This window comes from Rhizobacter sp. (assembly GCA_019635355.1).
GTDB lineage: Bacteria > Pseudomonadota > Gammaproteobacteria > Burkholderiales > Burkholderiaceae_C > Rhizobacter.
The window spans coordinates 5,138,424-5,163,610 of sequence record JAHBZQ010000001.1; the positions used below are offsets into that span (position 1 = coordinate 5,138,424).

Here is a 25,187-nt window from a genome sequence, read left to right on the forward strand (position 1 = left end):
CGTCCGAGCTGCTACCGACGGCGCTCTACTGTGAGGCCTCTCGGCTGGGCAGAGCCTACCGCAAGCCGCTTTCTTGGCAGGAACGAGCCTGGTGACAAGCAAGCGAAACTCGCGGCACGGGCGTAGCCGGTGCCTGAGCGGCCCAGCGGCCAAGAGGTGGTGTGCGCAGCACACGGCCGGCGAGCGACCTCGATGCTGGGCAAGCGAGACGCTTCCGATGAAGCAGTGCCGTGCGCTGGCCGCCAGCGGACGGACAGCGCACTCAACAGCCGCGCGAGAACAGAACGACCTTCCGACGGTGCTTCATGCGGCCGTGAACGCAGGCACAGCGGCCTTGGCATGACTCCGAAGCAACGCATTCGATTGCAGGCCGCCTAACGTTTGACATGAGAGGCTCGACCCGGCTTGCCGGGGCGAGTCCTCTCGATGGAAGGGTTAGGCGTCAACTTTGCGCGAGACTTCTTCATCTCTTTCCCTGGAGATTGAAATCGCTGCAAAGTGCTTCGATCTGACCCGACTGAAGCTTCTTCCACATATCTAACGCCTGATCTCGCGAGACGTTCTCGATGGTCAGAGGTTCGGACAGTTCCTCTCCATAGTCTTGGTCTGCCCACTGCTCGAGGGTTGCGGCCTTGGAACGTCCGATGTACAGCACATACATCGGGCCTGTGTCTGTTCCGTAGCGAACATAGGCTGAGGGGTGTTCCTCGTAGTCCGCGCGAGTCATGCTTGGATGATTCTCTTCGTACACCTCATCCAGCGCGGCGCTCAGCTCTTTGGCGGTTGGGTCAGATGTGTCTCCACCATAGCGGTGACTGAGGATGAACCATGGCGCTTCCACAGCTGCTCCTTTGACGCCTAACGTTTGACATGAGAGGCGCTTGGAGGCCGCAGGCCGGAAAGCGTCCTCTCGATGGAAGGGTTAGGCGGCGCACACGGCACAGCCCGGACCTGCATTCTGCGTTGGGCGGAGCCGCTGGAAAGCAAACGCACCTTACCGGCACGTGCTGCGAAGCAGCGTGTGCTTGCACGGCCTTGCGGCCTCCGCTTGGCGCACATGCGCGAGGCCTGAGTGGGAGTGATTTCGCACCAGCCTTGCTTGGTGCGCAATTCGGCGCGTGAAGCTGCGGGAGCCATTGGGTTGCTTGACGCCTAGGCTAAGACGATGCCATGACACCGCCGACAACGATGAGGGCAACTCCGGCGTACCAAGCTTTAAGAAGCCATGTGCCAACTTTGTGTTTGCGGGCGTATATGAATACGTATAGCGGGACTATGAAGCAGAGCAATCCATGAAGTGGCTCTTTCCCGAATGCATGGATAGCGATTGCCCATTGAGCGGCAATAGTGAGTAGGAGGCCCAAAACTAGTAGTGCACCACCGACGGACATGTGTGTTCCTTTGAGCCGCCTAACGTTTGACATGAGAGGCGGCGCCCGGCTTGCCGGGCGACGTCCTCTCGATGGAAGGGTTGGGCGGCGCTTGCATCGATGGGGCAGGGCGCGGCCAGGCGACGAACTTTAGCCGGCGTGTGCTTTCAGGGCGCACCGGTTCGCTGCATGCCTCGGCTGGTGCAGGGCGCCCACGCCGGCTAACCCACGGACTGACTGACGACCGCTGCATCGAGTGGGCGCGGTGACTTGCAGAGTGCACAGACGAGAACATTGCGGTGATGAACGCAGGCAGGAACTTGCTCTTCTTGCGATGAGGTACTGAACTGGCCATTGGTCTGCCACCGAATTTCTCGAAGGCGACATGCCTCGTCTTTAGTGCCGCTCAACGTTTGACATGAGAGGCTTGGCCCGGCTTGCCGGGACAAGTCCTCTCGATGGAAGGGTTAGGCCGCACGCTCGATCGCTACTTAACTTTGGTGCCGAGATTCTCAAGGCATTTCTTGAAAGTCTCACGCTCGCCAGACGTATTCACAAGCGCTGCTGAATAGCTCTCATAGATTTCCACTTGACCTGTGCTCATGACATCCACGCTCACCAGGATGATTGAATTGGTGACGGCTTCAACTCGCATTCCTTCAGCCCTTCGCTGCTGCCGGACAGAGATGTTTGTCAGTGATCCATGAGAGGTACTAAATCCATCCATCAGGCAGTCAGTGAATTCCTGCGTCTTTTCGGGTGGAACTTTCCCCTGCTGGAGTAAGGTGAACGCTGTTTTGTCAAGGCGTGTGGGAGCGGAGCCACAAGCGCATAGAACAACTGAAGTAATGGCGACGAGAACTGCAGTGGGCTTGCGCATAAGGTGTCTTCGTGCGGCCTAACGTTTGACATGAGAGGCCCGACCCGGCTTGCCGGGGCGGGTCCTCTCGATGGAAGGGTTAGGCCTTCGCGTTGGGAGGCGCTGAGTGCGAGAAGGCTTCCACGAGTCCAGAGCATGACCCAATGCTTCGGCATTGGCACCGAGATGGAGTACCAGGTCAGCATTCTTCAGCACGCAAGTGACCAACTCCGCTTCCTTCCGAGAAACTACCCGGCCGCGATTGCAAACTCGGGCGAGCACGCGGGCACTCGGCAAGACGGGAAGGTGATTTGGAAGAACGCCGAATTCACCGAGTTTGACCACGGAAAGAAGAGCATCGGATTGATCTCTTCGTTCTCGTATAAAGCTGTCCACTCGCCGGCTAATCTGCCGAAGCAGCTTGATGCCTCGGCCACTCGCGAGCTTGGTGGCCTCTGCGAGCGAGACAGTGGGAGGCCCGAGCCCACGCTTCTTGCGCTTTTGCTCCGACTCGTAGCCAAGCATCTTGAGCATAAGAGACTGAGCTTCACGAATTGCGGTTGAAGAGGGCTGACGAGGCATTCGACTTCGGAGGCCTAACGTGATATGGACATTTATCTGATTGGCGACCTATAGCCACAAGTGGCCATAGGTGCACACATGTGGATAGATGTGGAATCCATATCTATCTACTTTTGAAACTTGCCCGAAGCGTACCAGGGGGGCAGTAGAGCCACATGCGGACGTTCACCGACGTTCCCCCTGTGACGCCTAACGTTTGACATGAGAGGCATGACCCGGCTTGCCGGGGCATGTCCTCTCGATGGAAGGGTTAGGCGTCATTCTGAACCCGCTGCTGGAATGGGCCGGAACAGGCCACCAACGCCCAATTGGATCTCCACGCGGTGCCGTATGTACTCATCGGGATGAGCCCTAGCGATAGAGATCGCCTCTTTGATCAGCGGCCTGTTCATTTCCGGATGAGCCTTCGCATCCAGGTTCAAGAGCGGAATGATTCGTTGGAGAACACGCGTTTCAGGGTTCTCAACGAACTCGCGCAGTAGCTCACTGCGGATCTCATCTCGAAGCTCAGAAAGGTCTTCGTCTCTCGGGTTGCTGGTTGCCCAGTAGAAGGCACTGGCAGCGCCTGCCTTTTCTTCATTCGTTCCTTCGCGCAAGTACCTGAGCAGTCGCCGATTGATCTCTCCACCACCCCATGAGCGAACACAAGGTTCTATATACATCCGATTTAGGCTAGGGTTTTGTTCCAAAACGCCAGCCAGAATGAAGGCGTTTAGGAGGCGTTTAGGTACCGGCTGTCTTTGGAACAGAAGGGCAACGAACCTCTTGCGTTTGGCATCGCCTAGAGCAGAAGACAGCCACTCCCAATCCGTGGTGGTGTTTCTTTGAACTCGCCTACGCGCTTCTTCCATAGCCAAGTGGGCACCAGGGCCTGGCTTTGGAAGTGCTTCTGACCAGCGGTCGTAGTACTCGGGCCATTCCATTAGTGACGCCTAACGTTTGACATGAGAGGCGGCGCCCGGCTTGCCGGGCGACGTCCTCTCGATGGAAGGGTTGGGCGGCGCTTGCCTCGATGGGGCAGGGCGTGGCCAGGCGATGAACTTTAGCCGGCGTGCGCTTTCAGGGCGCTTCGGTTCGCAGCATGCCTCGGCTGGTGCCGGGCGCCCACGACGGCTAACCCACTGACTGACTAACGACGGCTGCATCGAGTGAGCACGGTGATCTGCCGAATGCGCAGACGAAAACATTGCGGTGGCGAACGCAGGCACGAACATGCGCTTCTTGCGATGAGGTACTGACGTTGCCATTTGGCTTGCCACCGACTTTCTCGAAGGCGACATGCTTCGCCCTCAGTGCCGCTCAACGTTTGACATGAGAGGCGGCGAAAGGGCGCAGCCCTTTTGACGTCCTCTCGATGGAAGGGTTAGGCGGCGCCTTACAAGCCTAGCTGCTTGATTGCCCAAAGCTCTCCGGCTTTTCCCAGCATTTCTTGCCAACTGGAGAAGCTAGAGGCTGACCTAATGAATTCGTCCCACTTTTCATCTGGGATTGCAGCAAAGTCTTCCTGAGACTCGATCTTGAAGCCGCTGGCGCCGAACATTTCGTCAGCGTTAGCGAACCTTGTGTGCTTGGCCACAAAGTCCGGGGTCAGAAGATCGGTCATGGAAACGCTCTGATTGTTGATTCCCTTTGCCTTCTTCTCGATTTCGTTCAACTTCTTGCCCAGGTCATTGGTGAACTTCACTTTCATCTCCCGTTGTTTCGATTGATCGGGTGGTGCTGGCTAACGTGCTACCGGTCTAGTGACTATGCCAACAGCATACGAAAACGCACCTCGGCGGGCTCTTCATTGCGACGCCTAACGTTTGACATGAGAGGCTCGACCCGGCTCGCCGGGGCGAGTCCTCTCGATGGAAGGGTTAGGCGTTTGCAAGCAGCTTGGCGAGCATGTTCTTCTTCGCTGTGTCTGGCTTGTACGGAACATACGCCTCCAAAGCTACCAGTAGTTCTGACCAATGGGTGAGGAACGGCTTGTCGGCTTTTAGTTTCGCTTTGCCTTCAGACCAACGTTCTTCGCACTCAAGGAGCAAGTTGCTAATTCGATGTGACTCGGACCAGCAGGCAGCGCAAAGAGAACGCTGCTGATCAATGCTCGCCTTCTTTACCTCGTATGTGTACTGCTGGTCTTGAGCAGTAAAGACACATTCCGCTTGGCAGTGCCAACACTTGTATGGTTTGTCTGTGTACTCGCGAATGAAGCCATAGGAGAGAGTTTGCTTGCTCTTCTCTGACCACTTCTCAGGATCTGCAGGAATGGATGTTGGCCGGTCGTTCTGCTTTATACGAACGCCTAACGTTTGACATGAGAGGCATGACCCGGCTTGCCGGGGCATGTCCTCTCGATGGAAGGGTTAGGCGCCATTCTTTGCAGCAAACGGACTTGCGTCTAGTTGACTTTGAAACTCGTTTGCTCGCTCCGCACCCAAATCTTCATCATCTAGCTCGCACCACCTCGCTGCCAAATAGAAGGATCGGCTTGTCTTAGCCATCGCAATGATCTGTTCAGCATACGAGGGGTGCTGCCACAGAAGATCCTGGAGATGGCCGCAACCTATGACTTCAAGTACCTGCTCGTTTGGTGCGCGATCAATGAGCCAGGCGAGCGACTCCAATCCTTCTTCGGGATGCTGACGACAAACCCAATTCAACCACTCCCAGGAGTAGAAGAGCGACCTATTCGCCTTGGGATTGCCGGCAAACTCAAGGTAGGTCCGGAGCATTGGCTCGGCTTCGGGCCAGATGGCGAACGCGTTCATGGCGCCTAACGTTTGACATGAGAGGCATGACCCGGCTTGCCGGGGCATGTCCTCTCGATGGAAGGGTTAGGCATCGCTTTCAATCTACGAGTTCGAAGGGCGCGATTTGCCAAAGCCGTTCCGGGATTGGTGTGGGCTCTACCAATGCCAAGGGACCATAGCTACTGTTTAGACCCAAATGCTGCTTCCAATCATGGATGAAGAAGACAACACGGTAGCTACGCTCAGTTGGAAGATCGTTGAAGCGGTACTCCCCTAGCAATTTGGAGCCGTCAGGCGTAAGGAATTTCTCTGACCATGCCACTTGCCACCTTGAGCTTGGGATGGAAGGGTTAACTTGCTGAAAGTCCCCTACCGAAAACTTGCTGTCCGGGTCTTCTACAAGCACTTCGATCTGCGCCACACCAGCGAACTCTTGTTCGAAATACTCTCGTCGCTCCTCCAGCTCTTCCGGCTCCAACGCGACGATCTCGTCACCTCTGCCGACCCTCTTCAGGAAGTCTTTCAACTCGTCTGAGAAGTTGATTGGATTCTGGCCAGAGACTTCTTGATCAACAAACGCACGATAGCGGTCTGCATCCAAGGTAGGAATGTAGACGCCGATCACCGAGATGCGAGGTTGCGCCATGCGATGCCTAACGTTTGACATGAGAGGCGGCACAAGGGCGCAGCCCTTGTGACGTCCTCTCGATGGAAGGGTTAGGCCGCTCGCGGGACGCCTGGGTATTGGCAAGAAGAGAACGCATAGCTCGCCTTCTTCCTTCGTACTTACACCGGAAGCCAGCGCCACCAAAAAGGCTGACGTGGCTCTTTGGCACCGAGTGCTTGCAGCTGCGCGACAAACTCATGGTGACCATACTTCTTGGCGGCCTGCAACGGAGCCAGGTTATCTAGCTCCGAAACCAAACTTGGATCAGCCCCGTGTGCAAGCAGGTACTTGGCTATCTCTTTGTGGCCGAGAGCCAAGCTTGTGACGAGTGGGGTTCGAAGAATCTCAGGGTGTTGGTAGTTCGGGTTCACACCTTCTTTGATGTGGTGCTGCACCAGAGGCAAATTGCCTTCTTCCACCGCTTGGTACAAGTCTTTCCAGTCGCCTGCTGACATTTGGCTCCTCCGCTTCCCGGGGTTTTGTTCTTTCGAGCGGCCTAACGTTTGACATGAGAGGCTCGACCCGGCTTGCCGGGGCGAGTCCTCTCGATGGAAGGGTTAGGCGCTTCTGGCGACGAGAGCCGATTCATGGTGCGCCTGGACGAAAAAGAGCATGGATCCGACGAGGAATAGTTCCATCTGGCGCGAGTGGGAGTCGCTCAGTATTCTCAACTGCTCGCATTACTGCTCTATCCCACGCTTGAGCGCCGCTTGATTTCACGAGGCGATGACTGGCGACTCGACCGCTCGGTTCAGTGGTGATCTCCACTTCTGCAGTTGCGTCTTGTGGAACTGACTCGGTGACAACGATGTTTGGTCGTATCGCAGCGATGAGGCGTGCGGCATATGTGGCGTCGTAACTCGGCGGTGGCTTTGCGGCGATGCCTGGAAGAGCGCCAGACGCGGGCTGAGCTACTGCTGCTACCAACAACGAACTGGCGAAGAGAGTGGCAGATATTGCGGCGATTCGGCTCATAAGCGCCTAACGTTTGACATGAGAGGCCCGACCCGGCTTGCCGGGGCGGGTCCTCTCGATGGAAGGGTTAGGCGGCGCTGCATCTGAGGAGGCAAGGCGCAGCCAGACGAGCAACTTTAGCCGGCGTGTGGGTTCAGGGCACATCGGTTCGCGGCATGACTCGGACGGTTCAGGGCGCCCACGACGGCTAAACCCAAGGACTGACTGACGACGACTGCATCGAGTTGGCACGGTTATCTGCTCGAGGCTCAGAGAAACACCTTGCGGTGGTGAACGCAGGCAAAACACCCTCTTCGATGAGCCCGAAAGCCTGCCAAACGGGAGAAAGGGAATGCCAGCCATCTTTGCAGCTCGGCACGGCTTTGCCTTTAGCGCCGCCTAACGTTTGACATGAGAGGCCCGACCCGGCTTGCCGGGGCGGGTCCTCTCGATGGAAGGGTTAGGCGGCGCAGCATTCGAGGAAGCAAGGCGCAGCCAAGCGAGCAACTTTAGCCGGCGTGTGGTTTCAGGGCGCATCGGTTCGTGGCATGGCTCGGACAGTGCAGGGCGCCCACGACGGCTAAACCACGGACTGACTGACAACCCCTGCATCGAGCGAGCACTGCCTTTGCCTCGATGCTCAGACGAAAACATCGCGGTGGCGACCGGAGGCACGAACCTGCTCTTCGTGGCAGTGGCACTACCTCCCACCAAAACCGTGCGCCACCGAACTTTCAGAAGCGATTCGTTCTGGCCCATTGCGCCGCCTAACGTTTGACATGAGAGGCGGGACCCGGCTTGCCGGGGCACGTCCTCTCGATGGAAGGGTTAGGCAGCACCGTGAATCTCCTCCCACTGAGGCGCCTTCGCCGTTGCGGGGCCGAGGCGGTATTGCGGCACTCCATAGCGCGCGAACAACTGCGGAGGTAAGGGGACGGCCGCATGTTGGTTGTGATAGATCCTCATGTCCAAGGTGTCAGGTCGAGGCGTTGTTAGCGTCGCGACAGCACTGATTGATGTGTTGGTATCGGGTGTTAGACGTCGCTTTCGACCAAATGTGACATGGGAGACGTGCGCTGCTTGTTTTGGATCATCTGGGACGACGAAGTGCAGCGTTTCAAACCCGTACATCGCGACTCTTACTTGATAGGGACCGATGTGCATCTGGGAGCCTCCGGTTCCGAAGACGACAAGCAAGCCGGGATAGCGGCCCCGTGTGCGTGACCGTAACTGCCCAGAGGCATCGAGGATCTTCTTTCTGATGCGATCACCCGGTGAAAAGCTATGTACGACCGGAACTCCGGATTTGGCTTGTGCTGTGAGCGCGCGCTCGGTAGGGTTCTCTGATATCTCCTTGACTTCGACGATGACCTTTCGTCTTGGAAGGAACAAGTCGTAGTCGGGGGTTCTTTCTGTACTTACGGCAACTTGCCGAAAGCGAATCGAACGATTCGAGCAGTACTGCTCGAACAGCGTTTCGGAGAGAGTGCGCGGCATTGTGCTGCCTAACGTTTGACATGAGAGGCGCTTGGAGGCCGTAGGCCGGAAAGCGTCCTCTCGATGGAAGGGTTAGGCGCTTGCTTCACTACGACAAGGGCCTTTGAGAACAGCACTTGGATTCCTTGGCTCTTCTTCTTGAAGCCAGAGATGGCGAAACCGCATTTCAGGTTGGCCTGAGTCATTGGGGAATTGGCTTGGTCAGTGGCGGTTTCTACCGCCTGAAAGCCTTGCTCCTTGGCCCACGAGTGCTGCAACTCAGTAAGCTTGACGGCCACGCCTTGGCGGCGGTGATCTGGGTGAACCCCACCAAGCCAGCTGTAGTACCTAGATTGGCTGTGCGCGTAGCCAATCTTGAAAGCGACAAGATCCTTGTCGACACTGGCGCAAACGACGCTGACAAGTGGCATCTTTTCAAGCCGCCACCGCAGATCGGGAGTCGGACGATCGAATAGCGAGTGAGAAAGGCGCTCAATCGCTTCTACCGTTTGCGGTGAGATAGGTTGACGCTCAACTGTGTACTCGACAGCCACGGGGATCGCTCCTCAAGCGCCTAACGTTTGACATGAGAGGCGGCGCCCGGCTTGCCGGGCGACGTCCTCTCGATGGAAGGGTTGGGCGGCTTTCTCCGCATGCTTACTTGTGACCTGCCACGGCGAGGACTGCCTTGGGATTCGTGCTCGCAATGGCGAGAAGCGTGCGGGCTGCACCGCTAGGCTGCTTGCGACCCTGCTCCCAACCTTGCAGGGTGCGAACTGACACCCCCATAAGCGCTGCAAATTGCGACTGCGACAGGCCAGTTTTCTTTCGAGCCTCAATGACGGGCGATGAGACGACGCTGACCTGACCAGCCTTCATCTCCTTCACGGACTGAAGCAGCTCTGCGGCCAGATCTCGCTTTGCTTCGTATGCCGCCAGTTCCTTGGCGCTCAGGGGTTTACTCTTCGAGGGCACGGCGAATCTCCTTCAGCTTGGGGCCAGTGAGGTTATCTGTCTTGGCTTTGGCATACAGCGTGAGCAAGACAACCTCACCTTCGGCGGTGCGAGTGAAATAGATCACTCGAACTCCGCCTGACTTGCCCGAACCTGCTCTACCCCAGCGCACCTTACGAATGCCACCGGATTCGGGCACAACATCTCCGGCAGTAGGGCGCTCTGCGATGTAGGCGGCGAAAGCGCCTCGTTCTTCCTCAGTCCAGTAGAGCGGCCACTGTTTCTGGAAGAGTGGGGTTTCGACGACGGTGAGCATCGGCGCACTATACGCCTAGGGCGCATAGTTGTCTAACGCTCCCTAAGCCGCCCAACGTTTGACATGAGAGGCCCGACCCGGCCTGCCGGGGCGGGTCCTCTCGATGGAAGGGTTAGGCGGCACGTTGCTTTGGCGCATGGAAATTTGCTGTTTGCAGGGAAAGCCGATGTACCCCATGGCTACCTGGCCAGCTTTCGCAAAGGATGCGCATTTGGAAGTTCTGAATACGAAACATTGGCCATCAATCGATTGGGCATGGAGAGCGCCCTGTCGACGAGTTGCTCATCTGTCATGGGCTCCAAGCATTCGACGATGAGCCATCGAGCCTTGACAGGATCGGGGCAGCCCGCACAGAACGAGAGAAGTACATCGTTGTATGTTTGCTCTGACAGCCCATTCGCTTTGGGATGCATTAGCTTGCTCAAGAGCAAAAGGAGCTGATCTTTTCCGAGCATCTTTTCCTCGCGGTAGCGCCAACGGGCCCAATGACGCCTAACGTTTGACATGAGAGGCATGACCCGGCTTGCCGGGGCATGTCCTCTCGATGGAAGGGTTAGAACTCACTCTATATGGTGGCCAGCCATGGCTTGAAGTACAGGTGGAAGCCAACGAAAGCGCCGACATTGACGGCGGCGGTACCCCAGAAGGCTGCGCGAAACGATGCTTTGCTTGACTTGTGCCGCAACAGCTGCTGTGCGACCAACCCACCTGGCCAGCCGCCAGCGAGGCCTAGGAGCAAGAGTGATTGCTCGGATGTGCGCCACCGCCCAGCCTCCGCAGCAGCCTTATCAAACGAATATGCCAACAGGCAGATGATGCTGAGGAGAAGATAAGCCACGGCGAACCACACGGATACGCCCCGAGTAAGCGCTAAGGCGACGTAGATCGCAATGAAACTCGGAATCGCGAGGACGCTTGCCAAACCCCATGTGGCCGGATTGCTGGGCTTCTTGCGAAGAGTGCTTCGGGTGGCAGTTGCGACGCCTACATTAGCAGCGCGCTTCTTTCCATCGCGGTTTAGTTCTACCTCGAAGGTGAAGTGCTGACCGATCTTTGGCGGACGAAGCTGAGTGGGAACGGCAGAGATGTGCAAGAAGATTTCTTGCCCACCGCCAGATGGCTCAATGAAGCCAAAGCCACGCTCGGCGTTCCATGATTTGACGTGCCCTGCAAACCTCATTGCTGCCTGTGAGTTCTAACGTTTGACATGAGAGGCGGCGCAAGGGCGCAGCCCTTGTGACGTCCTCTCGATGGAAGGGTTAGGCGGCTGGGTGATCATGCGCGCGGGAACACTTGCTTTGGATCGCCTGCAATGTCTATGGGGCCATGACATTGAATCCGAAAACCCACCTTTGAATCTTGCACTTCGAATCCTTGCTCGCCGTCTGGATAGGTGAAGCGTGTGACTTTGAACTGGACGTCTTTCCACTGTGTCGGTCCTGCAATGTAGGTGCAGTAAAAGAGCCGCAAGCCAAAGTCTTGCTCTTGCGAGGTGGCATTGGGCTGAATTCGCAGGACCAGGTAGTCATGATCGTCGTGATAGGCATTGAACTGTGCGTCCGCTGCGCTCCAGCGGTCAAGGACCTGCTGCAGCTTCTCGCAATCGCTCTCCGACACTGTGCTCATAAGACGCCTAACGTTTGACATGAGAGGCGGCGCCCGGCTTGCCGGGCGACGTCCTCTCGATGGAAGGGTTGGGCAGCGCGCATGTGCGAGCCTCGGTGGCGCAGAAGCGCAACGGCGCCGAACGCCTGGCGGAGCTTACCTGCGACGCAGGCAAGCGGCCGAGCCCAATGCTGCCGTACTCGGCAGTGCCCACTGGCTGACTGCCAAGCGCAGCACTGAGGCGCGAAGCGCCAACCACCGGCTGACTGAGGCGAGCCGAACGAAGACAACGACCAGCACGAGCAAGCACCTGAACGCTACGGCGTGAGCCGGCCTTGCCAAAGACTGCTTGCAACGCCCGCCAGTATTGCCGCCAGACACGTGACGCGCGACTGCGACACGGCACGCAAAGACCCGGAAGAACCGAAGAGCCAAGGACCGACGAGGCGCGGTGAAGCGGCGTGGAACCTAAGACAAGCGATGGGGAGCGAAGGCTCATGAGCAACAACTCTGGACTTACCGCGATGCCCAACGTTTGACATGAGAGGCGGCACCCGGCTTGCCGGGTGACGTCCTCTCGATGGAAGGGTTAGGCGCCGGTGCGGCCCGGGTCTGAGTTTTCAAGAATCGTCTTGATGCTTGGATGAGAGCTCGATTGGAAGCGACTGCCGAGAATCTATGCCGGCGGCCTGAATTTGGTGAGCATAGAACATGTGTCTGAGGGGTTCGCCTTCGGGCGCTTCAGTGAACTCGACTACGAACCGGCTGCGGAATGGTGCTTGACCTTCGGCTTCAACGACCTTGCCAATTGAGCCTTTAGTGACGGCTGATGACCCATACGGAGGGTCTAAGACGGTAACGAGATCACCGACTTCCGGTACGAGCCAGCAGGAAATGCAATAGAGCGCAGCAGGCTCTCCGTGGCCAAGAGACCGAGCGACCTCTTTGAGCCACGCGGGGCTCCCATTTTTAGCGGTTGACTTGAACCGAATGGCCTTCTGGCAGCGTAAGCAGTAGGCGTATCCCAATTTCCGGCGCCTAACGTTTGACATGAGAGGCCCGCCCCGGCTTGCCGGGGCGGGTCCTCTCGATGGAAGGGTTAGCCGGCTGTTGGCATACCTCGACCAGCGCCAACCGAATACCCTGGGGCAGCGGACGCGAACGGAGAGGAACTGCTGACCCTTGAATTTGCATTTGTATTTTGGTTAGGCCGTCTTTGTCTTTGGCTCAAGTGCGCTCAGGCGACGCGACGCAGAAGACTTTGCTGAACAGGCACTTCATTCTTGGCTCTGCGCACCTGGCTGACAAGCCCGCAAGTGCACTCTCTGAAGCCTTGGAGCCGCCTCGATTCTTGGCCACCGGATTCTTACGAATTAGCACGGCCTTGATCCAATCGGTGTCAAGCGCGACGGCTGTGGGACCAGCACTGACTGGCTTCTTCGTGCAAGGAGCAGGGCCTTGAACTATCTCGCAAGCGCTCCAGGCTTGCCCAGCACGGGACTGCTTCTGCTGCGACCTAGACATGGCACTGAAGCAACGCATTCAATTGGGAGCCGGCTAACGTTTGACATGAGAGGCCCGACCCGGCTTGCCGGGGCGGGTCCTCTCGATGGAAGGGTTAGGCGCCGGTGATCTGCTTCAGCAGACTGGGCGCCTTTTCAGTGAGGTCCACAAGGGACTTATGGGTCGCAGCAAACAGTTGCTGCCACCGTTCTAGGAAGTCAACGAAGACGGCTTCTCTAGCGGCCAGATCTTTGCCAGCGGCGAGTGCCTTCTTGCTCGCCTCAATTAATTCGAGATAGGCAGCTCGGTGAGTCCGAACAACGGCAAGAACTTCGTCCTTTAGTTCGGGAAAGTACAAAGTGCCGAGTAGGTTCAGTTTGTCGATGGGATTCCGCTGTTCCGACTTCTTGGCATCAAACATCCATGCGTTACGTTGCTCGTCCATCCAATGCTCAAGCGAATACGCTGTCTCCAGAAGTTCTTCTAGCTTGACGCGTCTCAAAGTCTTCCATTCTTTGGATGACCAATCCGAGTGCGAGATTGCGACTTTTACCTGCTCTGTTGCTTCGGTTGTGGCTTTCAGTTGAGCCAGCACCTCCTTGAGGTCGGCTTTTGTGGCATACGTTTCAGCACGCTTCTTGATGTATGTCGACAGCCAGCCACCGGCGGCACTGGCTACTAGCCAGAGTGCTCCCAGCACTGCATAGAGCTTCCAGTTGCCGACGATTTGCTCTCGGACAATTTGCTCAGCAATTTCTCTGACGATCGATTCGTTCATTCCCGGCGCCTAACGTTTGACATGAGAGGCGGCGCCCGGCTTGCCGGGTGACGTCCTCTCGATGGAAGGGTTAGGCCTCTCGCGCGCAAACCGTTCGAATCTGTTCTGGCTCGGGCGAAGCAAAAGACCTCTCGTTGTTTGGTTCGATTGCATGCTTGGCTTACTCCTGGCAAGCAACCGGAATTGCGGGACGCATGGCTCCGTCGACTGCGGGTCCACGTGCAGGCACGGACTCTGGCGATTGAAGTTTGAAACCTTTGCGTTCACACGCTTCAATGCATTGGTGGAGCCGCTGCTTGTCTTCATCTGAGAGCTGACCCCAGTGGACAAGACATGCTGCCACTTGATTGGTTTCTGGCTTTACGAGGGCGTGGCTTTTCCACTCCCCACAACCCGCTGTTACCAGTACTAGCGAATGGAGCATCACCAATGCGAGTGCGCGTTGAGTCATATGTGGCAAGCCTGCCGATGTGGAGAAGTGTGTTCCTTGAGAGGCCTAACGTTTGACATGAGCTGCGTGACCCGGCTTGCCGGGGCACGTCAGCTCGATGGAAGGGTTAGGCCTCATTTCCGATAGCGGTGAGTGCCTTGTACGCCTGCTTTGCGGCACTTGCTTCATAGTCGCTTGGGTTCGCCAACTGGCGAGACTCAGCCTCATCCTTTGACATGGAACTTGCCATCTTGCGCAGGCCGGTAACGATCTCTGGACTTGTGATCTTTGAGTCCTCCACGAGCCACGCTGCGTCGTAGCGCACCCAGAAGCTGCTATCGCCTAGACGTGCAGCGATGGCCTCTTGCAGGCCTGTTACGGCGTAGCGTTTGGACCTCAGGCATGCATGCAACGCGATTCTTCGAACCTGCATGCTCTCGTGGGAAAACATTGTTGAAATCAGTTTCGCGACCACTTCTTCTTGACCGGGCAAATCAGAGAACTTTTGTGCCAAGTCGAACAAATCGATTGGCATCACGATCTGCTGATTGCCAAGTGCAACGGATTTCGAGAATAGGCGATTGAACCGGAGTCGATTAAACACGATGAGGCCTAACGTTTGACATGAGAGGCGGCGCAAGGGCGCAGCCCTTGTGACGTCCTCTCGATGGAAGGGTTAGGCGGCGCTGCTCACGAGCGTGCATGGCGCAGCCAGACGAGTAACTTTAGCCGGCGTGTGGTTTCAGGGCGCATCGGTTCGCGGCATGCCTCGGACAGTGCAGGGCGCCCACGACGGCTAAACCCAAGGACTGACTGACGACGACTGCATCGAGTAGGCACGATTATCTGCTCGAGGTTCAGAGAAACACATTGCGGTGGTGAACGCAGGCAGAACACTCTCTTCGATGGACCCCAAAGCCTGCCAAACGGGAGATAGGGAATGCCAGCCATCTTTGCAACTCGGCACGGCTTTGCCTTTAGCGACGCCTAACGTTTGACATGAGAGGCGCTTGGAGGCCGTAGGCCGGAAAGTGTCCTCTCGATGGAAGGGTTAGGCGTCGGGTTCATTGCGAGAAAAGGTTTGGGTTCATGAATGTAGATGCGATGTGGGCTTTAACTGCTTGCTCAGCACCCCAAAGCTCATTGAGCTTCCAAACTCGATTGAAGATCGTGACGGCGGCATCCGAGGCGATGTGTTCACCTTTGCATTCTGGCGAAACGATCAGTGCGACGCAGAGACCAAGAATGTACTTAGATGGAAGTTCCCAGACTTCACCGATCGACCAAGCCCCTTCGTCGACAAACTTCAGGCGCGGATCTAGTTCGCCTTCATGCGCGATAGCAGTTCGGCCGAACTTGTAGATCGCCTCTTCAAAAGTGGTGCCGTTGAAATTGGCACCGCTGAATGCATTGCCTGTACCAACAGCGGAGATGAGTACCTCTTCGTCTTTTAAGAATGCACGGATACGAGAGCCAACTCCTTCTTTCGGCCTTCGGCGCTTGGCGACCTTATCGAGCGCTGGGAAGAAGTGAATCAGCGCTGTCTCATAGTCATGCTTCTGATAGGCCGAAAGGCAGGAGGCGAGGCGGCGACTAACTGAGGATGGTTGCGTACTCATCGACGCCTAACGTGATATGGACATTAATCTGGGAAGCCAGATGTAGCCACAAGTGGCTAGATCTAGCCATTTGTGGATAGATGTGGAATCCATATCTATCCACCTTTAAAACTTGGCCGAAGCGTACCAGTGGGGGCAGTACAGCCGGCTGAGGAAGTTCACCGAGGCCCCCTGGCGACGCCTAACGTTTGACATGAGAGGCGGCGCAAGGGCGCAGCCCTTGTGACGTCCTCTCGATGGAAGGGTTGGGCGTCATGGTTCTAGTGCTCCCACAGGACTCGGCAAGCCAAATACTCATGAATGACGATTCGTACTTCAATGCCGCCGACTTGTGAGGCGTGGTAGCGATATCTCTCAGGTTGCGCGACGATCCAACCGCTCGGCGCCACATCGTTCCCGACTATGAGCATTCTCTGCATTGCACGGCTACCGACCTCCGGCCAGCAGCTTGCCGATTCCGGCTCTTCAAAGGCTGTGCGTTGAGCTTCACTCATAAGAGCGAGTGGGACGTATGTGACTTGATCTGGCTTCCGCGCACACGATTCATGCAGTTCATACAAAGCGTGCCCCTGGGCAAGCTTTGTAATCACAGCCGACACGCGCTCATGCTCAGGCTGGAAGACAGTGCCGGCTTGAGAAACAGCTTTCGCGTTTTCGATTCGGGCACGAAGAGGCGGCTTCTCGTTAAGGATTCTTCCGATCTTTCCTCGCACTATTGCTTCAGGCGCAGTTGAGCCTGCGAGGACGCACGAGACGAGGCATGCCAAGTACTCCTCGTGAATTGAGAAGGCTGAGTTGCACTTTGCGCAGGAGGGGACGACTGGGAGGTTGGTTGGAAGCGGATCATCCAGAAATACGCGAGAAGGGCAGTGATCTCGAGTGCCAGTTTCCCCACCGCAGAACGCGCAAGAGAAAAGAGTTCGTTCATCACCGTAGCAAGGAAGCTGTTGCATCGATTGCCTCTCTATGACGCCCAACGTTTGACATGAGAGGCATGACCCGGCTTGCCGGGGCATGTCCTCTCGATGGAAGGGTTAGGCCGCACTTGTAGCCCCAACGACATGGGTGGACACAAGCATCTCGAGTGCAATGTCGGAGTAGTTGACGCCTCCGTCTCGTGCGGGTTGACTCTTGAGCTTGTCTAGGGCGTAGACGATGCTGACTGCGTGACCAACCTGGAAATGTGCAACGTCTTTCGCGTCGTTCGTATAGATCCCTACTTGAGCAATCGAGCCGTCACCTAGCTTCACGTCTACGGTGTTGTTGACGCCTTCGTGGTCCTGGCCAGCTTCGTAGGCCCTAACGATGATCCCCGACACGCGCTCTAACGGCATCACTCCTGTATTGATGTTGTTCCACCACTCCTCCGTTGCGAATAGGCCGTAGTCGCCCTTCAGTCCCATTTGTGGTTTGTTTGGGTTGAGCGTGAGAGCGCGTGTGAGTTCGACTTGCTTCGGATCCGACTTCAGCTCTTCCGTGAGCATGTAGACGCGCTTCATTCCCGGTACAGGGAAATCCGAATCAAGAATGAACTCCTGCGTAGCTCGGAGAGCAGGCTGTGACTTCGAGAAGAGACGTCTGAGGAAGCTCATAGTTTGCTGTGCGGCCTAACGTTTGACATGAGAGGCTCGACCCGGCTTGCCGGGGCGAGTCCTCTCGATGGAAGGGTTAGGCGTCTGCGCTGTGGCGCTTGAGAAACTGCTTCGTTTCATGAGCGAGCCTTTCTTGCAGATGGCGATTCCTCGTGTTCGATGTGGCCTCGCCAAGCATCCGATCAATCGAATACCTTGCTGGTCTAAGCACTGGCTTGTGCCCGTTGAAATAGAGCTGCCAAAGCGCTTCATAGAGCTTTCCAGGAAGATTAGTAGTTGTCTCAGCTCCTGAAGGTTCGTTTTGGCGAACAGGGCAGAGACTTCGGCCTTTGTAGCCACTCCGCGATGCGCAAGTACTTTGTGACGCAGCGGGCGATAGATCTCTTCGTACAGCTTTCGTCGTTTTGCCACATGTCGCTTCAGGCGCCGAAAGTCATCTCCCGTAGGTTCGTAAACGTGCTTCAGATACTCGTCAAGCCATTCGTCTGCGTTCTCGCTTAGCTTGCGCTTTCGGTCCGCCAGCGAGCCTTTGCTAAAGATGTCGAGGTTCTTGTGCGCCAAGGCCAGTAGCCTGGTGACGCTGTGATTATTCTGATCCGGATCGAAGATGCGGCCGAGCGCTACAAGTGAGGACGACTGCAGTGCCCCAAGCGCGGTATTCCAGAACAGCGGGGCTTGATTCAGCAGGCGAACTACCGCTTTGTCTTTTGCCGCTACTGCATGTGTTGCGTCCCATGCATAGAAGAACTGAATAGCGCTTTGCGCCTCAGTTCGAAAAAGCTCCAGTTGAGCTTCAAACTCGGCCGACGGCGAAGACATGTATGCGGACGCCTAACGTTTGACATGAGAGGCGGCGCAAGGGCGTAGCCCTTGTGACGTCCTCTCGATGGAAGGGTTAGGCGCCGCGCTCACGGACGCCAGACTTCAATGTTGCCGGACGATGCAACCGAAACCAGCACTAACTGGGAGCGCCAGTCAACAAGAATGAGCCCCTTGCTAGAACTGAGCTTTAGGAACGCCTGTGTGAGCCTCGAATCATCTGGATTTCGACCAACGATTGCACCGAGAACCGGAATTTTCTGACCATCGGTGTACCCATAAAGCGTGACGTTGCCGCCAAGCGGGAGTGAGAAACCATTCTTGACACTGCCCGAGATGGTGCTTGACGAGAACAGCATCGGGGCTGCACCGGCTCTTGATCCGAGTAGCTGTTCGAGTTGCCGCACCGGATGCGGACCAGAGACAACAGGCACACGCTGGATCTTTCGGACGTAGACCTCTCGCCACCCGTGTTTTACGCGATGCGCTTGCTCAAACTTCTTGTACTCGTTCAATAGACGTTGAACTTCGGAAAGCTGCTCTTTCGGAAAGAACTCGACTTGGCTCCACTCATCTTCGTGAAAGACGAAGTCGTCATTGCCGGGCTCCCTGTTTACCGCTACCAAATCGGCTATGTCGTTCGAGAGCGTTGGTGTCGTGAAGAGAATCGTCTTTGGGTCGACCGTCTGAACCTTGGGTTGAGGCTGTGCTGCGCTGACAACGCCAACAGATGCGAGCAAGGACGCGATAAGTTTTCTCATGCGGTGGGCCTTCTTGCGGCGCCTAACGTTTGACATGAGAGGCCCGACCCGGCTTGCCGGGGCGGGTCCTCTCGATGGAAGGGTTAGGCGGCGCTGCATCCGAGGAAGCAGGGCGCAGCCCGACGAGCAACTTTAGCCGGCGTGTGCTTTCAGGGCACATCGGTTCGCGGCATGGCTCGGACAGTGCAGGGCGCCCACGACGGCTAAACCCAAGGACTGACTGACGACGACTGCATCGAGTAAGCACGGTCATCTGCTTGATGCTCAAAGAATCACATTGCGGTGGTGAACGCAGGCAGAACACCCTCTTGGATGGACCCCAAAGCCTGCCAAACGGGAGAAAGGGAATGCCAGCCATCTTTGCAACTCGGCACGGCTTTGCCTTTAGCGACGCCTAACGTTTGACATGAGAGGCCCGACCCGGCTTGCCGGAGCGGGTCCTCTCGATGGAAGGGTTAGGCGGCTGTTTTGCGAGCGAGCCAAACCTCTGGGCCGCTTAGTTGGCCGTTTTGACCAACTCAACCTCATCTACAACCATCTTCCACTTATCACCATCTTGATAGGGCGGCTTGGTGACAACGAACGTTGTTGCCATCGGACCAATGCCGACTTCAAAGTTGTTCCCTGTGAACCCTTTAAGTGGCCCGTCTACTGACGTGGTGCCTCCGCCTTTGAGGCGCTTGTATTTCACCGACCCGTCTTGAGTGATCAGTAAGTACATCGTCTTCTCTTGCCACTCTCCGACGTAGGCTTCTCGTTCTGCAGGAACGGGCTTTCCGCAACCAGCTAGACAAGCCACAAGTGCAAGTGCAGCTGATAGTTTTACGAGTTTCATATCTAGCCTCCCGAAAAGTTGTTGATCTGTGAGTGAACCTACGTCGCGCGTGCCTCTTCAGCCGCCTAACGTTTGACATGAGAGGCATGACCCGGCTTGCCGGGGCATGTCCTCTCGATGGAAGGGTTAGGCGTCGATCGCGCGACCGACAAGACATCTGGTTTGAATTTATGTCTCATCATCGTCTTCGATTTCCCATTGAGTTGGATCGTTGACCGGGCGCGGCAGCCTGCCTTCCAACCACTCCTGACATAGCTTCGGCGTGAACGACGTGTGCGTTGGTTCAATCACCCATGAGAGATATTCGTCAGGCCCGCCATTCAGGTAGACGGGCGGAGACACCGGCTTGAAGACTGACGGCAAAGGCTCTTCAATGGAAACGTAGTTAAGGATGTGTCCAAGTTCCTGCACCACACGCCAAGCTAGTGGGTGATCGATATCTATCCGGAACTTGACCCACCAGAATTCGTCGTCTTGCACGCCACTCCCTATAGGTGCTTTTATGGCGGGGACCTTCTGGAGAAACTCTACGAGCGGTGCGATTCGGCTGTCTATCGGCTTGCTTGGCATTTTCGACGCCTAACGTTTGACATGAGAGGCCCGACCCGGCTTGCCGGGGCGGGTCCTCTCGATGGAAGGGTTAGGCGGCAGCTCGCGCATACGGTTCGTTTTCTCTTTAGAGAGATGATGAACTACGACGACTGTGTTGGAGCAGCGCGCTTTGAGTTCTTGCCTGTATTCCTAGCTACGAGTGGAACCATCTTGTGGTGAATCCAAAGGCAGAGGACCAGGATTGGCACGATGCTTACTAGCGCAATGAAGAGTGAACTGCTAGCAAGTATGGCGACGATGATGCCTATGCCCGGAAGCGTGCTCGTGACCGCGGATGCAAGCAGGTAAGGCAACCAGGCGACACGGAGACTTTGACCACATGCTTGGCAAGGCTTGGGGTGGAGTGGCCCCACTCTGAGCTTCGACCTGGCGCTCATTGCGAGTTGATTGCAGCACGGGCATTGCAGCGGGCTCATTTCTGACGCCTAACGTTTGACATGAGAGGCCCGACCCGGCTTGCCGGGGCGGGTCCTCTCGATGGAAGGGTTAGGCGGCGCTCTGTGCACAGCCTGGACATGTATTTTGCGGTGGGTGGTACCGCCAGAAAGCAAACGCGCGCCACCAGCACGTGCTGCGAAGCAGCTGGCGCTTGCACGGCCTGCATTGCTTTGCCTGGCGCTACAGCGCGAGGCAGATGCCGAGACGAGCGTAGATGGCAGATGCTTCATGCCGAACGCGCAGACAAACCTACTTAAGCTCTTCTGGCTTTAGCTCTGGATGCGTTGAATACAAAGGGTTCATGACATCGAGCAGCATGGTTCCCATGAGTTGGCCGACGGCGGCTCGATACGCATTGAACTCGCTTGCCTCGCATGTGTCTCGAACAAGAGCCACGGACGCATTGAGCTTCGCACCTAACTCCAGCATCAGGGCGCTGATTTGCTTCGCCGTTTCCTTGTTTTGAATCATCTGTGTTGTTCCTAGTACTTTGAACTGAAGTCGCTCAAAAGATGGCGATGCGATGTCCCGGGGAATTCTTTGCGCCGCCTAACGTTTGACATGAGAGGCATGACCCGGCTTGCCGGGGCATGTCCTCTCGATGGAAGGGTTAGGCGCCTGGTTGCGCAGGCTGCTCGGGCTTTGGGAGAAGCCTCTCATGCCTACTCCAATGAGAACGGCGGCGATTCGGTTGGAAAGACAACCGTGTAGTCCTGTTCGATAGTGCAGTGATCCGCTGCGGCAACTGCAACAACAACGCCTTCGTTTAAGAGGTGATTGCCCAGAATCTTCTTCTCGAGAGTGCCTAGGACTATAGGGAGCGCTGACGCCAGATCCGCGGTTCTTAGAAATAGAGTCAGTCGAGTTGAGGTTCGCCCGTAGTCATAGCCATCGTCCGACACGGTTGACGCTGAATCTTCTTCGAGCCGGTCGGGGAGGACGTACCGAATGTCCAAATCTGGATTGGTCAAGCGCGACGGGTCAAGTTGTATTGCAATTGTTGGCATGCATCTCTCACGAATAGCGAACTTCGTAATAGCGGGGAATTGAGGCGCCTAACGTTTGACATGAGAGGCATGACCCGGCTTGCCGGGGCATGTCCTCTCGATGGAAGGGTTAGGCGGCGGTGCGCTAACCGAAGAAACAGCAGTGCTCATCTTTGTGAACGACCTCAAGGAACCGGGCCAATGAATTGACCTCTGGGTGCGGCGTGTACCCGTGCCACTTGAGGTCACTCATCTGCCAGTAGATGCGCCAGATATTCTGTGATCGGACGAACGTTGCCTTGGCGAACGGAGCTTCCCTCTTCCTGGATTTGTCGCGCCAGTCGGGACGAATGTCGTGGAGCACAACGCTTTGCCCAGTGATCTTGTAGCCGTGATCCAGCTTGTCGCGAATGTGCTCAGGTGGTCGCCGACGCTTCATAAAGCTTTGCAACTCGCGTTCGCAGCGCGCCAATTCAATCTCGGTGAATGCCATGTTTCCAGCGGTACTTGCAACAACACGGCCTCAAGGCTAGCACTGGCCTTCTTTCCTCCGACGCCTAACGTTTGACATGAGAGGCGGCGCCCGGCTTGCCGGGCGCCGTCCTCTCGATGGAAGGGTTAGGCGCCGCGAACTGCCTCATGGCCGCGGAACCTGCTCGAAGAGGCGGACAACTATGGCTTTGTCTTCTGGATCGACGATTGCCGCCGTGGCGTTCTGAGCCAACGCGTACGAGCTTTTGTGCTGCTCCGACTTGCCAGCAGCGTGTGCAGCATTCGCATGAATTGCATGAGTGAGAGCGACCTCCCAATCGGCCGTGGAGGGCTCGGCCAGGAAGTAGGCCCGAATTTGCTCTGCATAGAGCAACGCGGTTTGCCCAAGACCGGCGACAGCATGCGCCTGGGCTACAAGCATGAGTGCGCGCTTGTGGTTTAGCTCGTTTCCAGCAGCTTGCCAGTGCCAGGCTGATGCGTGAGCTGCATTCAGTAGTGCGAGCTTGTCGACTTGGCTGCTTGGCAGTTCTGCCAAATCCCATGCCTGGTTGTTCGCCGAAACCGCGAAGAACCGTTGCCAGCTTTCTGGCTTTGTGTCTTCAGGTGCTTTTGCCATAGCGCTTTCTCTCCTTGCGGCGCCTAACGTTTGACATGAGAGGCGCTGGCCGGCTTGCCGGGCAGCGTCCTCTCGATGGAAGGGTTAGGCGTCGCGTGCAGGCTCGTTGATTCGATGTGCATTGGGTCAGCTCATAAAAACTTCGGGTCGAATCCGTCCAGATCCGCCTTGTTTCCGTTTATGCGCCGTCCCGCGGCAAGGAATGCTTCGATGCTCAGGGCTTGCGCTTCATCGATTGCTATTTCGCTCAGAGCGAGGACTCTGTATTCGTTGTAACGCAGCTCTTCGAAGATGAAGTGTCCTCCTTTGACAAGGAGTGCATAGAGATAGCGCGTGCCTTCTCTTGGATCGCTTATCTGGCGAAGCCGAAGAAAGTATGCATCTCTTGCTGCGTCTATGGCGCAGCGCCTCCTTCGTGGTCTGTCGTGTTCTTCACTGACTTTCGCGTAAGGGGCGATCGCAGGTAAGTAGGTTGGCCCGTAGACCTCCGCTTCTACTTCATCTGAAATCTCTTGGACGATGAAAGCCACGATCTGCCTTTGTCGACGCCTAACGTTTGACATGAGAGGCGGCGCCCGGCTTGCCGGGCGACGTCCTCTCGATCGAAGGGTTAGGCCGGCGCGTGCAGGTGGTGGTTTTCACAAGAAGCATGGCTACTTCTTCCCGCGAGATAAGCGATACAAGCCTGACACATCAACGCCAACCCCGAACCACCAACATGTACCCGCTTGACGTATGGTGATGTCAGTCCGCTTGACGCGAAAGTGCAAGATGCATGTACCCAGTTCTTTGTCCTCCGCGTTCTCAGATATGTATTTGCCCGCCAGACCAGATAGCTTGATGGTGCCCTGCTCGACTTCGCCAATTCGATGAGTTGCGACCTCTGGATTTCGGCAGTCCGAGGTGCATAGAAATGCCTGAAGGCTAAATTCGGCAGCACCAGAGGCCACGGATCGGATGACTAAAGAGCCACTGCTCGGATTGCCTGATACAAGTTTGTACTCGCCAGGCTGCCATGTAGACCCAGAACTTTGAGCCTCTGCGCACATGGGCAGGATGAGCGCAATGGCGAGTGCAAACGACTTGCTCATACCTTCGCAGGCCTAACGTTTGACATGAGAGGCGGCGGCCGGCTTGCCGGGCGACGTCCTCTCGATGGAATAGTTGGGCATCGCGCGTGACATGGCTACATGCCTCGCCAAGCGCGAAGAAGTGCCCCTGTCTTGGGGTGCTGAAGTGGGCTTAGACCTTGCCAAGCATTGCGATTCTCGTGACAGCCGCGCCGGCGCTTGAAGATGCACAGCTGCAGCGCTGCCCTTCGAGGCAGCGCCCAACTTCTGACCACTCAAGCGGCGCGAAGCGCCAACCACTGACTGACCTCTACCGGCCGGTCGATCGCATTGCACAAGTGCCGAGACAGGAAAAGCCTGGCCTTCTTCACTTGGGTTGTGTCGGTAGGCGGCAGGCGCTCGGTTCATCTTTGGCGGCAGACGGCGAGCGGTGACCGAAGGCTCGCGAACCGCGCATGCGACTTGAATTTGCGATGCTGAACGAAGGCTCATAAGCAAAGAGAACTCGCAGGGCCCACTCGTGATGCTCAACGTTTGACATGAGCTGCATGACCCGGCTTGCCGGGGCATGTCAGCTCGATGGAAAGGTTAGGCGTCATTCGGCCTCCGGCGGCTTGCTCATTCTCTTCCGCAGAGTCGATCTGCTACCGACTCTGGATCGTCTGCTATTTCTTCCCACAGATCTGTTAGCTGCACATAGAGCTTGATTCTTGTGCGTTTGGCGTTGTATGGGTTTGCAGTTAGGTAGCCGTAGAAGTTTCCTTCCTTGTCAACAATGGCGGGAGGCTCCGAGGCGTACTTGTTCCAAGGCGATTGATTGCTGTACTTCGAACCGTAGTTTCCGTACTTATTCCAGATGCTGTCGCTGCTGTACTTCGAGCCCTGCTGACCGTACTTGTTGCAGACTGATCCTGAGTCGTACTGGCCACAATTGAGACACCCTAGGAAGGTCTTGTGTCCTTCTCCGCCAAAGAGAAGCAGAGCCACGTTGTTTTGCGCTTGGGCTGAGCTTAGGCCGTAGAAGAACAATGCTACTAGGAGGCTTCTCATGATGACGCCTAACGTTTGACATGAGAGGCCCGACCCGGCTTGCCGGGGCGGGTCCTCTCGATGGA

At 56.6% G+C, this 25,187-nt stretch carries 29 protein-coding genes; 1 reads left to right on the forward strand and 28 read right to left on the reverse strand.

Translation table 11 applies throughout. From position 1 onward, the window contains the following. Positions 1 to 463: 463 nt before the first annotated feature. Complete coding sequence (locus KF892_24075) at positions 464 to 841, reverse strand: hypothetical protein (GenBank protein MBX3628109.1); 378 nt, start codon at positions 839 to 841, stop codon at positions 464 to 466. A 1,016-nt stretch (positions 842 to 1,857) separates the two neighbouring features. Next, entirely contained in the window at positions 1,858 to 2,250 is a 393-nt protein-coding gene (locus KF892_24080) for a hypothetical protein (GenBank protein ID MBX3628110.1), read from the reverse strand. Positions 2,251 to 2,385: 135 nt separating this feature from the next. Here KF892_24080 and KF892_24085 point away from each other — a divergent pair, with 135 nt between their 5' ends. Next, a complete protein-coding gene (locus tag KF892_24085) occupies positions 2,386 to 2,793 on the forward strand; it encodes a hypothetical protein (GenBank protein ID MBX3628111.1) in 408 nt (135 codons plus the stop codon). Between the two features lie 275 nt (positions 2,794 to 3,068). On the opposite strand, the gene KF892_24090 is transcribed toward KF892_24085, so the two are convergent. The 26 genes from KF892_24090 to KF892_24215 form a co-directional block, all read right to left on the reverse strand. Beyond that, positions 3,069 to 3,734, reverse strand: a complete 666-nt coding sequence (locus KF892_24090; GenBank protein MBX3628112.1) for a hypothetical protein — start codon at positions 3,732 to 3,734, stop codon at positions 3,069 to 3,071. Positions 3,735 to 4,186: 452 nt separating this feature from the next. Continuing rightward, entirely contained in the window at positions 4,187 to 4,495 is a 309-nt protein-coding gene (locus tag KF892_24095) for a hypothetical protein (GenBank protein ID MBX3628113.1), read from the reverse strand. 175 nt (positions 4,496 to 4,670) lie between these two features. Further along, the gene (locus tag KF892_24100) at positions 4,671 to 5,144 is read right to left on the reverse strand and encodes a zinc-ribbon domain containing protein (protein ID MBX3628114.1); all 474 of its coding nucleotides are present in this window, start codon (positions 5,142 to 5,144) and stop codon (positions 4,671 to 4,673) included. A gap of 18 nt (positions 5,145 to 5,162) precedes the next feature. Next, positions 5,163 to 5,567 carry a hypothetical protein gene (locus tag KF892_24105; protein ID MBX3628115.1) on the reverse strand — a complete coding sequence of 135 codons (405 nt, stop codon included), beginning with the start codon at positions 5,565 to 5,567 and terminating at the stop codon, positions 5,163 to 5,165. Positions 5,568 to 5,646: 79 nt separating this feature from the next. Beyond that, positions 5,647 to 6,195 (reverse strand): hypothetical protein, encoded by a 549-nt coding sequence (locus KF892_24110; protein MBX3628116.1) that lies wholly within the window; start codon positions 6,193 to 6,195, stop codon positions 5,647 to 5,649. Positions 6,196 to 6,335: 140 nt separating this feature from the next. Further along, entirely contained in the window at positions 6,336 to 6,671 is a 336-nt protein-coding gene (locus KF892_24115) for an ankyrin repeat domain-containing protein (GenBank protein MBX3628117.1), read from the reverse strand. A gap of 130 nt (positions 6,672 to 6,801) precedes the next feature. After that, positions 6,802 to 7,191 (reverse strand): TonB C-terminal domain-containing protein, encoded by a 390-nt coding sequence (locus KF892_24120; protein ID MBX3628118.1) that lies wholly within the window; start codon positions 7,189 to 7,191, stop codon positions 6,802 to 6,804. An 807-nt stretch (positions 7,192 to 7,998) separates the two neighbouring features. Further along, on the reverse strand, positions 7,999 to 8,667 hold the full coding sequence (locus tag KF892_24125) for a hypothetical protein (protein MBX3628119.1): 669 nt from the start codon (positions 8,665 to 8,667) through the stop codon (positions 7,999 to 8,001). Between the two features lie 8 nt (positions 8,668 to 8,675). Then, positions 8,676 to 9,200 (reverse strand): GNAT family N-acetyltransferase, encoded by a 525-nt coding sequence (locus tag KF892_24130; protein ID MBX3628120.1) that lies wholly within the window; start codon positions 9,198 to 9,200, stop codon positions 8,676 to 8,678. A 103-nt stretch (positions 9,201 to 9,303) separates the two neighbouring features. Beyond that, entirely contained in the window at positions 9,304 to 9,621 is a 318-nt protein-coding gene (locus KF892_24135) for a helix-turn-helix domain-containing protein (GenBank protein ID MBX3628121.1), read from the reverse strand. Beyond that, positions 9,605 to 9,916 (reverse strand): type II toxin-antitoxin system RelE/ParE family toxin, encoded by a 312-nt coding sequence (locus tag KF892_24140; protein MBX3628122.1) that lies wholly within the window; start codon positions 9,914 to 9,916, stop codon positions 9,605 to 9,607. The genes KF892_24135 and KF892_24140 overlap by 17 nt, the downstream gene beginning before the upstream one ends. A 565-nt stretch (positions 9,917 to 10,481) precedes the next feature. Next, positions 10,482 to 11,096: a DUF1294 domain-containing protein gene (locus KF892_24145; protein ID MBX3628123.1), complete on the reverse strand. Its 615-nt coding sequence runs from the start codon at positions 11,094 to 11,096 to the stop codon at positions 10,482 to 10,484. 95 nt (positions 11,097 to 11,191) lie between these two features. Continuing rightward, the gene (locus KF892_24150; protein ID MBX3628124.1) at positions 11,192 to 11,542 is read right to left on the reverse strand and encodes a hypothetical protein; all 351 of its coding nucleotides are present in this window, start codon (positions 11,540 to 11,542) and stop codon (positions 11,192 to 11,194) included. 1,597 nt (positions 11,543 to 13,139) lie between these two features. Further along, entirely contained in the window at positions 13,140 to 13,802 is a 663-nt protein-coding gene (locus tag KF892_24155; GenBank protein MBX3628125.1) for a hypothetical protein, read from the reverse strand. A gap of 557 nt (positions 13,803 to 14,359) precedes the next feature. Next, complete coding sequence (locus KF892_24160) at positions 14,360 to 14,836, reverse strand: hypothetical protein (GenBank protein MBX3628126.1); 477 nt, start codon at positions 14,834 to 14,836, stop codon at positions 14,360 to 14,362. A 460-nt stretch (positions 14,837 to 15,296) separates the two neighbouring features. Further along, the gene (locus KF892_24165; GenBank protein MBX3628127.1) at positions 15,297 to 15,851 is read right to left on the reverse strand and encodes a hypothetical protein; all 555 of its coding nucleotides are present in this window, start codon (positions 15,849 to 15,851) and stop codon (positions 15,297 to 15,299) included. A 1,034-nt stretch (positions 15,852 to 16,885) separates the two neighbouring features. Further along, the gene (locus KF892_24170) at positions 16,886 to 17,350 is read right to left on the reverse strand and encodes a hypothetical protein (protein ID MBX3628128.1); all 465 of its coding nucleotides are present in this window, start codon (positions 17,348 to 17,350) and stop codon (positions 16,886 to 16,888) included. A gap of 108 nt (positions 17,351 to 17,458) precedes the next feature. Next, a complete protein-coding gene (locus KF892_24175; protein ID MBX3628129.1) occupies positions 17,459 to 18,262 on the reverse strand; it encodes a hypothetical protein in 804 nt (267 codons plus the stop codon). 89 nt (positions 18,263 to 18,351) lie between these two features. Beyond that, positions 18,352 to 19,023 (reverse strand): hypothetical protein, encoded by a 672-nt coding sequence (locus tag KF892_24180; GenBank protein MBX3628130.1) that lies wholly within the window; start codon positions 19,021 to 19,023, stop codon positions 18,352 to 18,354. 496 nt (positions 19,024 to 19,519) lie between these two features. Further along, complete coding sequence (locus KF892_24185; GenBank protein ID MBX3628131.1) at positions 19,520 to 19,858, reverse strand: hypothetical protein; 339 nt, start codon at positions 19,856 to 19,858, stop codon at positions 19,520 to 19,522. 168 nt (positions 19,859 to 20,026) lie between these two features. After that, positions 20,027 to 20,338 carry a hypothetical protein gene (locus KF892_24190; GenBank protein ID MBX3628132.1) on the reverse strand — a complete coding sequence of 104 codons (312 nt, stop codon included), beginning with the start codon at positions 20,336 to 20,338 and terminating at the stop codon, positions 20,027 to 20,029. An 819-nt stretch (positions 20,339 to 21,157) separates the two neighbouring features. Further along, entirely contained in the window at positions 21,158 to 21,379 is a 222-nt protein-coding gene (locus KF892_24195) for a hypothetical protein (GenBank protein ID MBX3628133.1), read from the reverse strand. Between the two features lie 660 nt (positions 21,380 to 22,039). Beyond that, positions 22,040 to 22,387, reverse strand: a complete 348-nt coding sequence (locus KF892_24200) for a DUF3024 domain-containing protein (protein MBX3628134.1) — start codon at positions 22,385 to 22,387, stop codon at positions 22,040 to 22,042. Positions 22,388 to 22,531: 144 nt separating this feature from the next. Further along, complete coding sequence (locus KF892_24205; protein MBX3628135.1) at positions 22,532 to 23,002, reverse strand: hypothetical protein; 471 nt, start codon at positions 23,000 to 23,002, stop codon at positions 22,532 to 22,534. A 131-nt stretch (positions 23,003 to 23,133) separates the two neighbouring features. Then, positions 23,134 to 23,532 (reverse strand): hypothetical protein, encoded by a 399-nt coding sequence (locus KF892_24210; protein ID MBX3628136.1) that lies wholly within the window; start codon positions 23,530 to 23,532, stop codon positions 23,134 to 23,136. A 1,158-nt stretch (positions 23,533 to 24,690) separates the two neighbouring features. After that, entirely contained in the window at positions 24,691 to 25,122 is a 432-nt protein-coding gene (locus KF892_24215; GenBank protein MBX3628137.1) for a hypothetical protein, read from the reverse strand. Between the last annotated feature and the right edge of the window lie 65 nt (positions 25,123 to 25,187).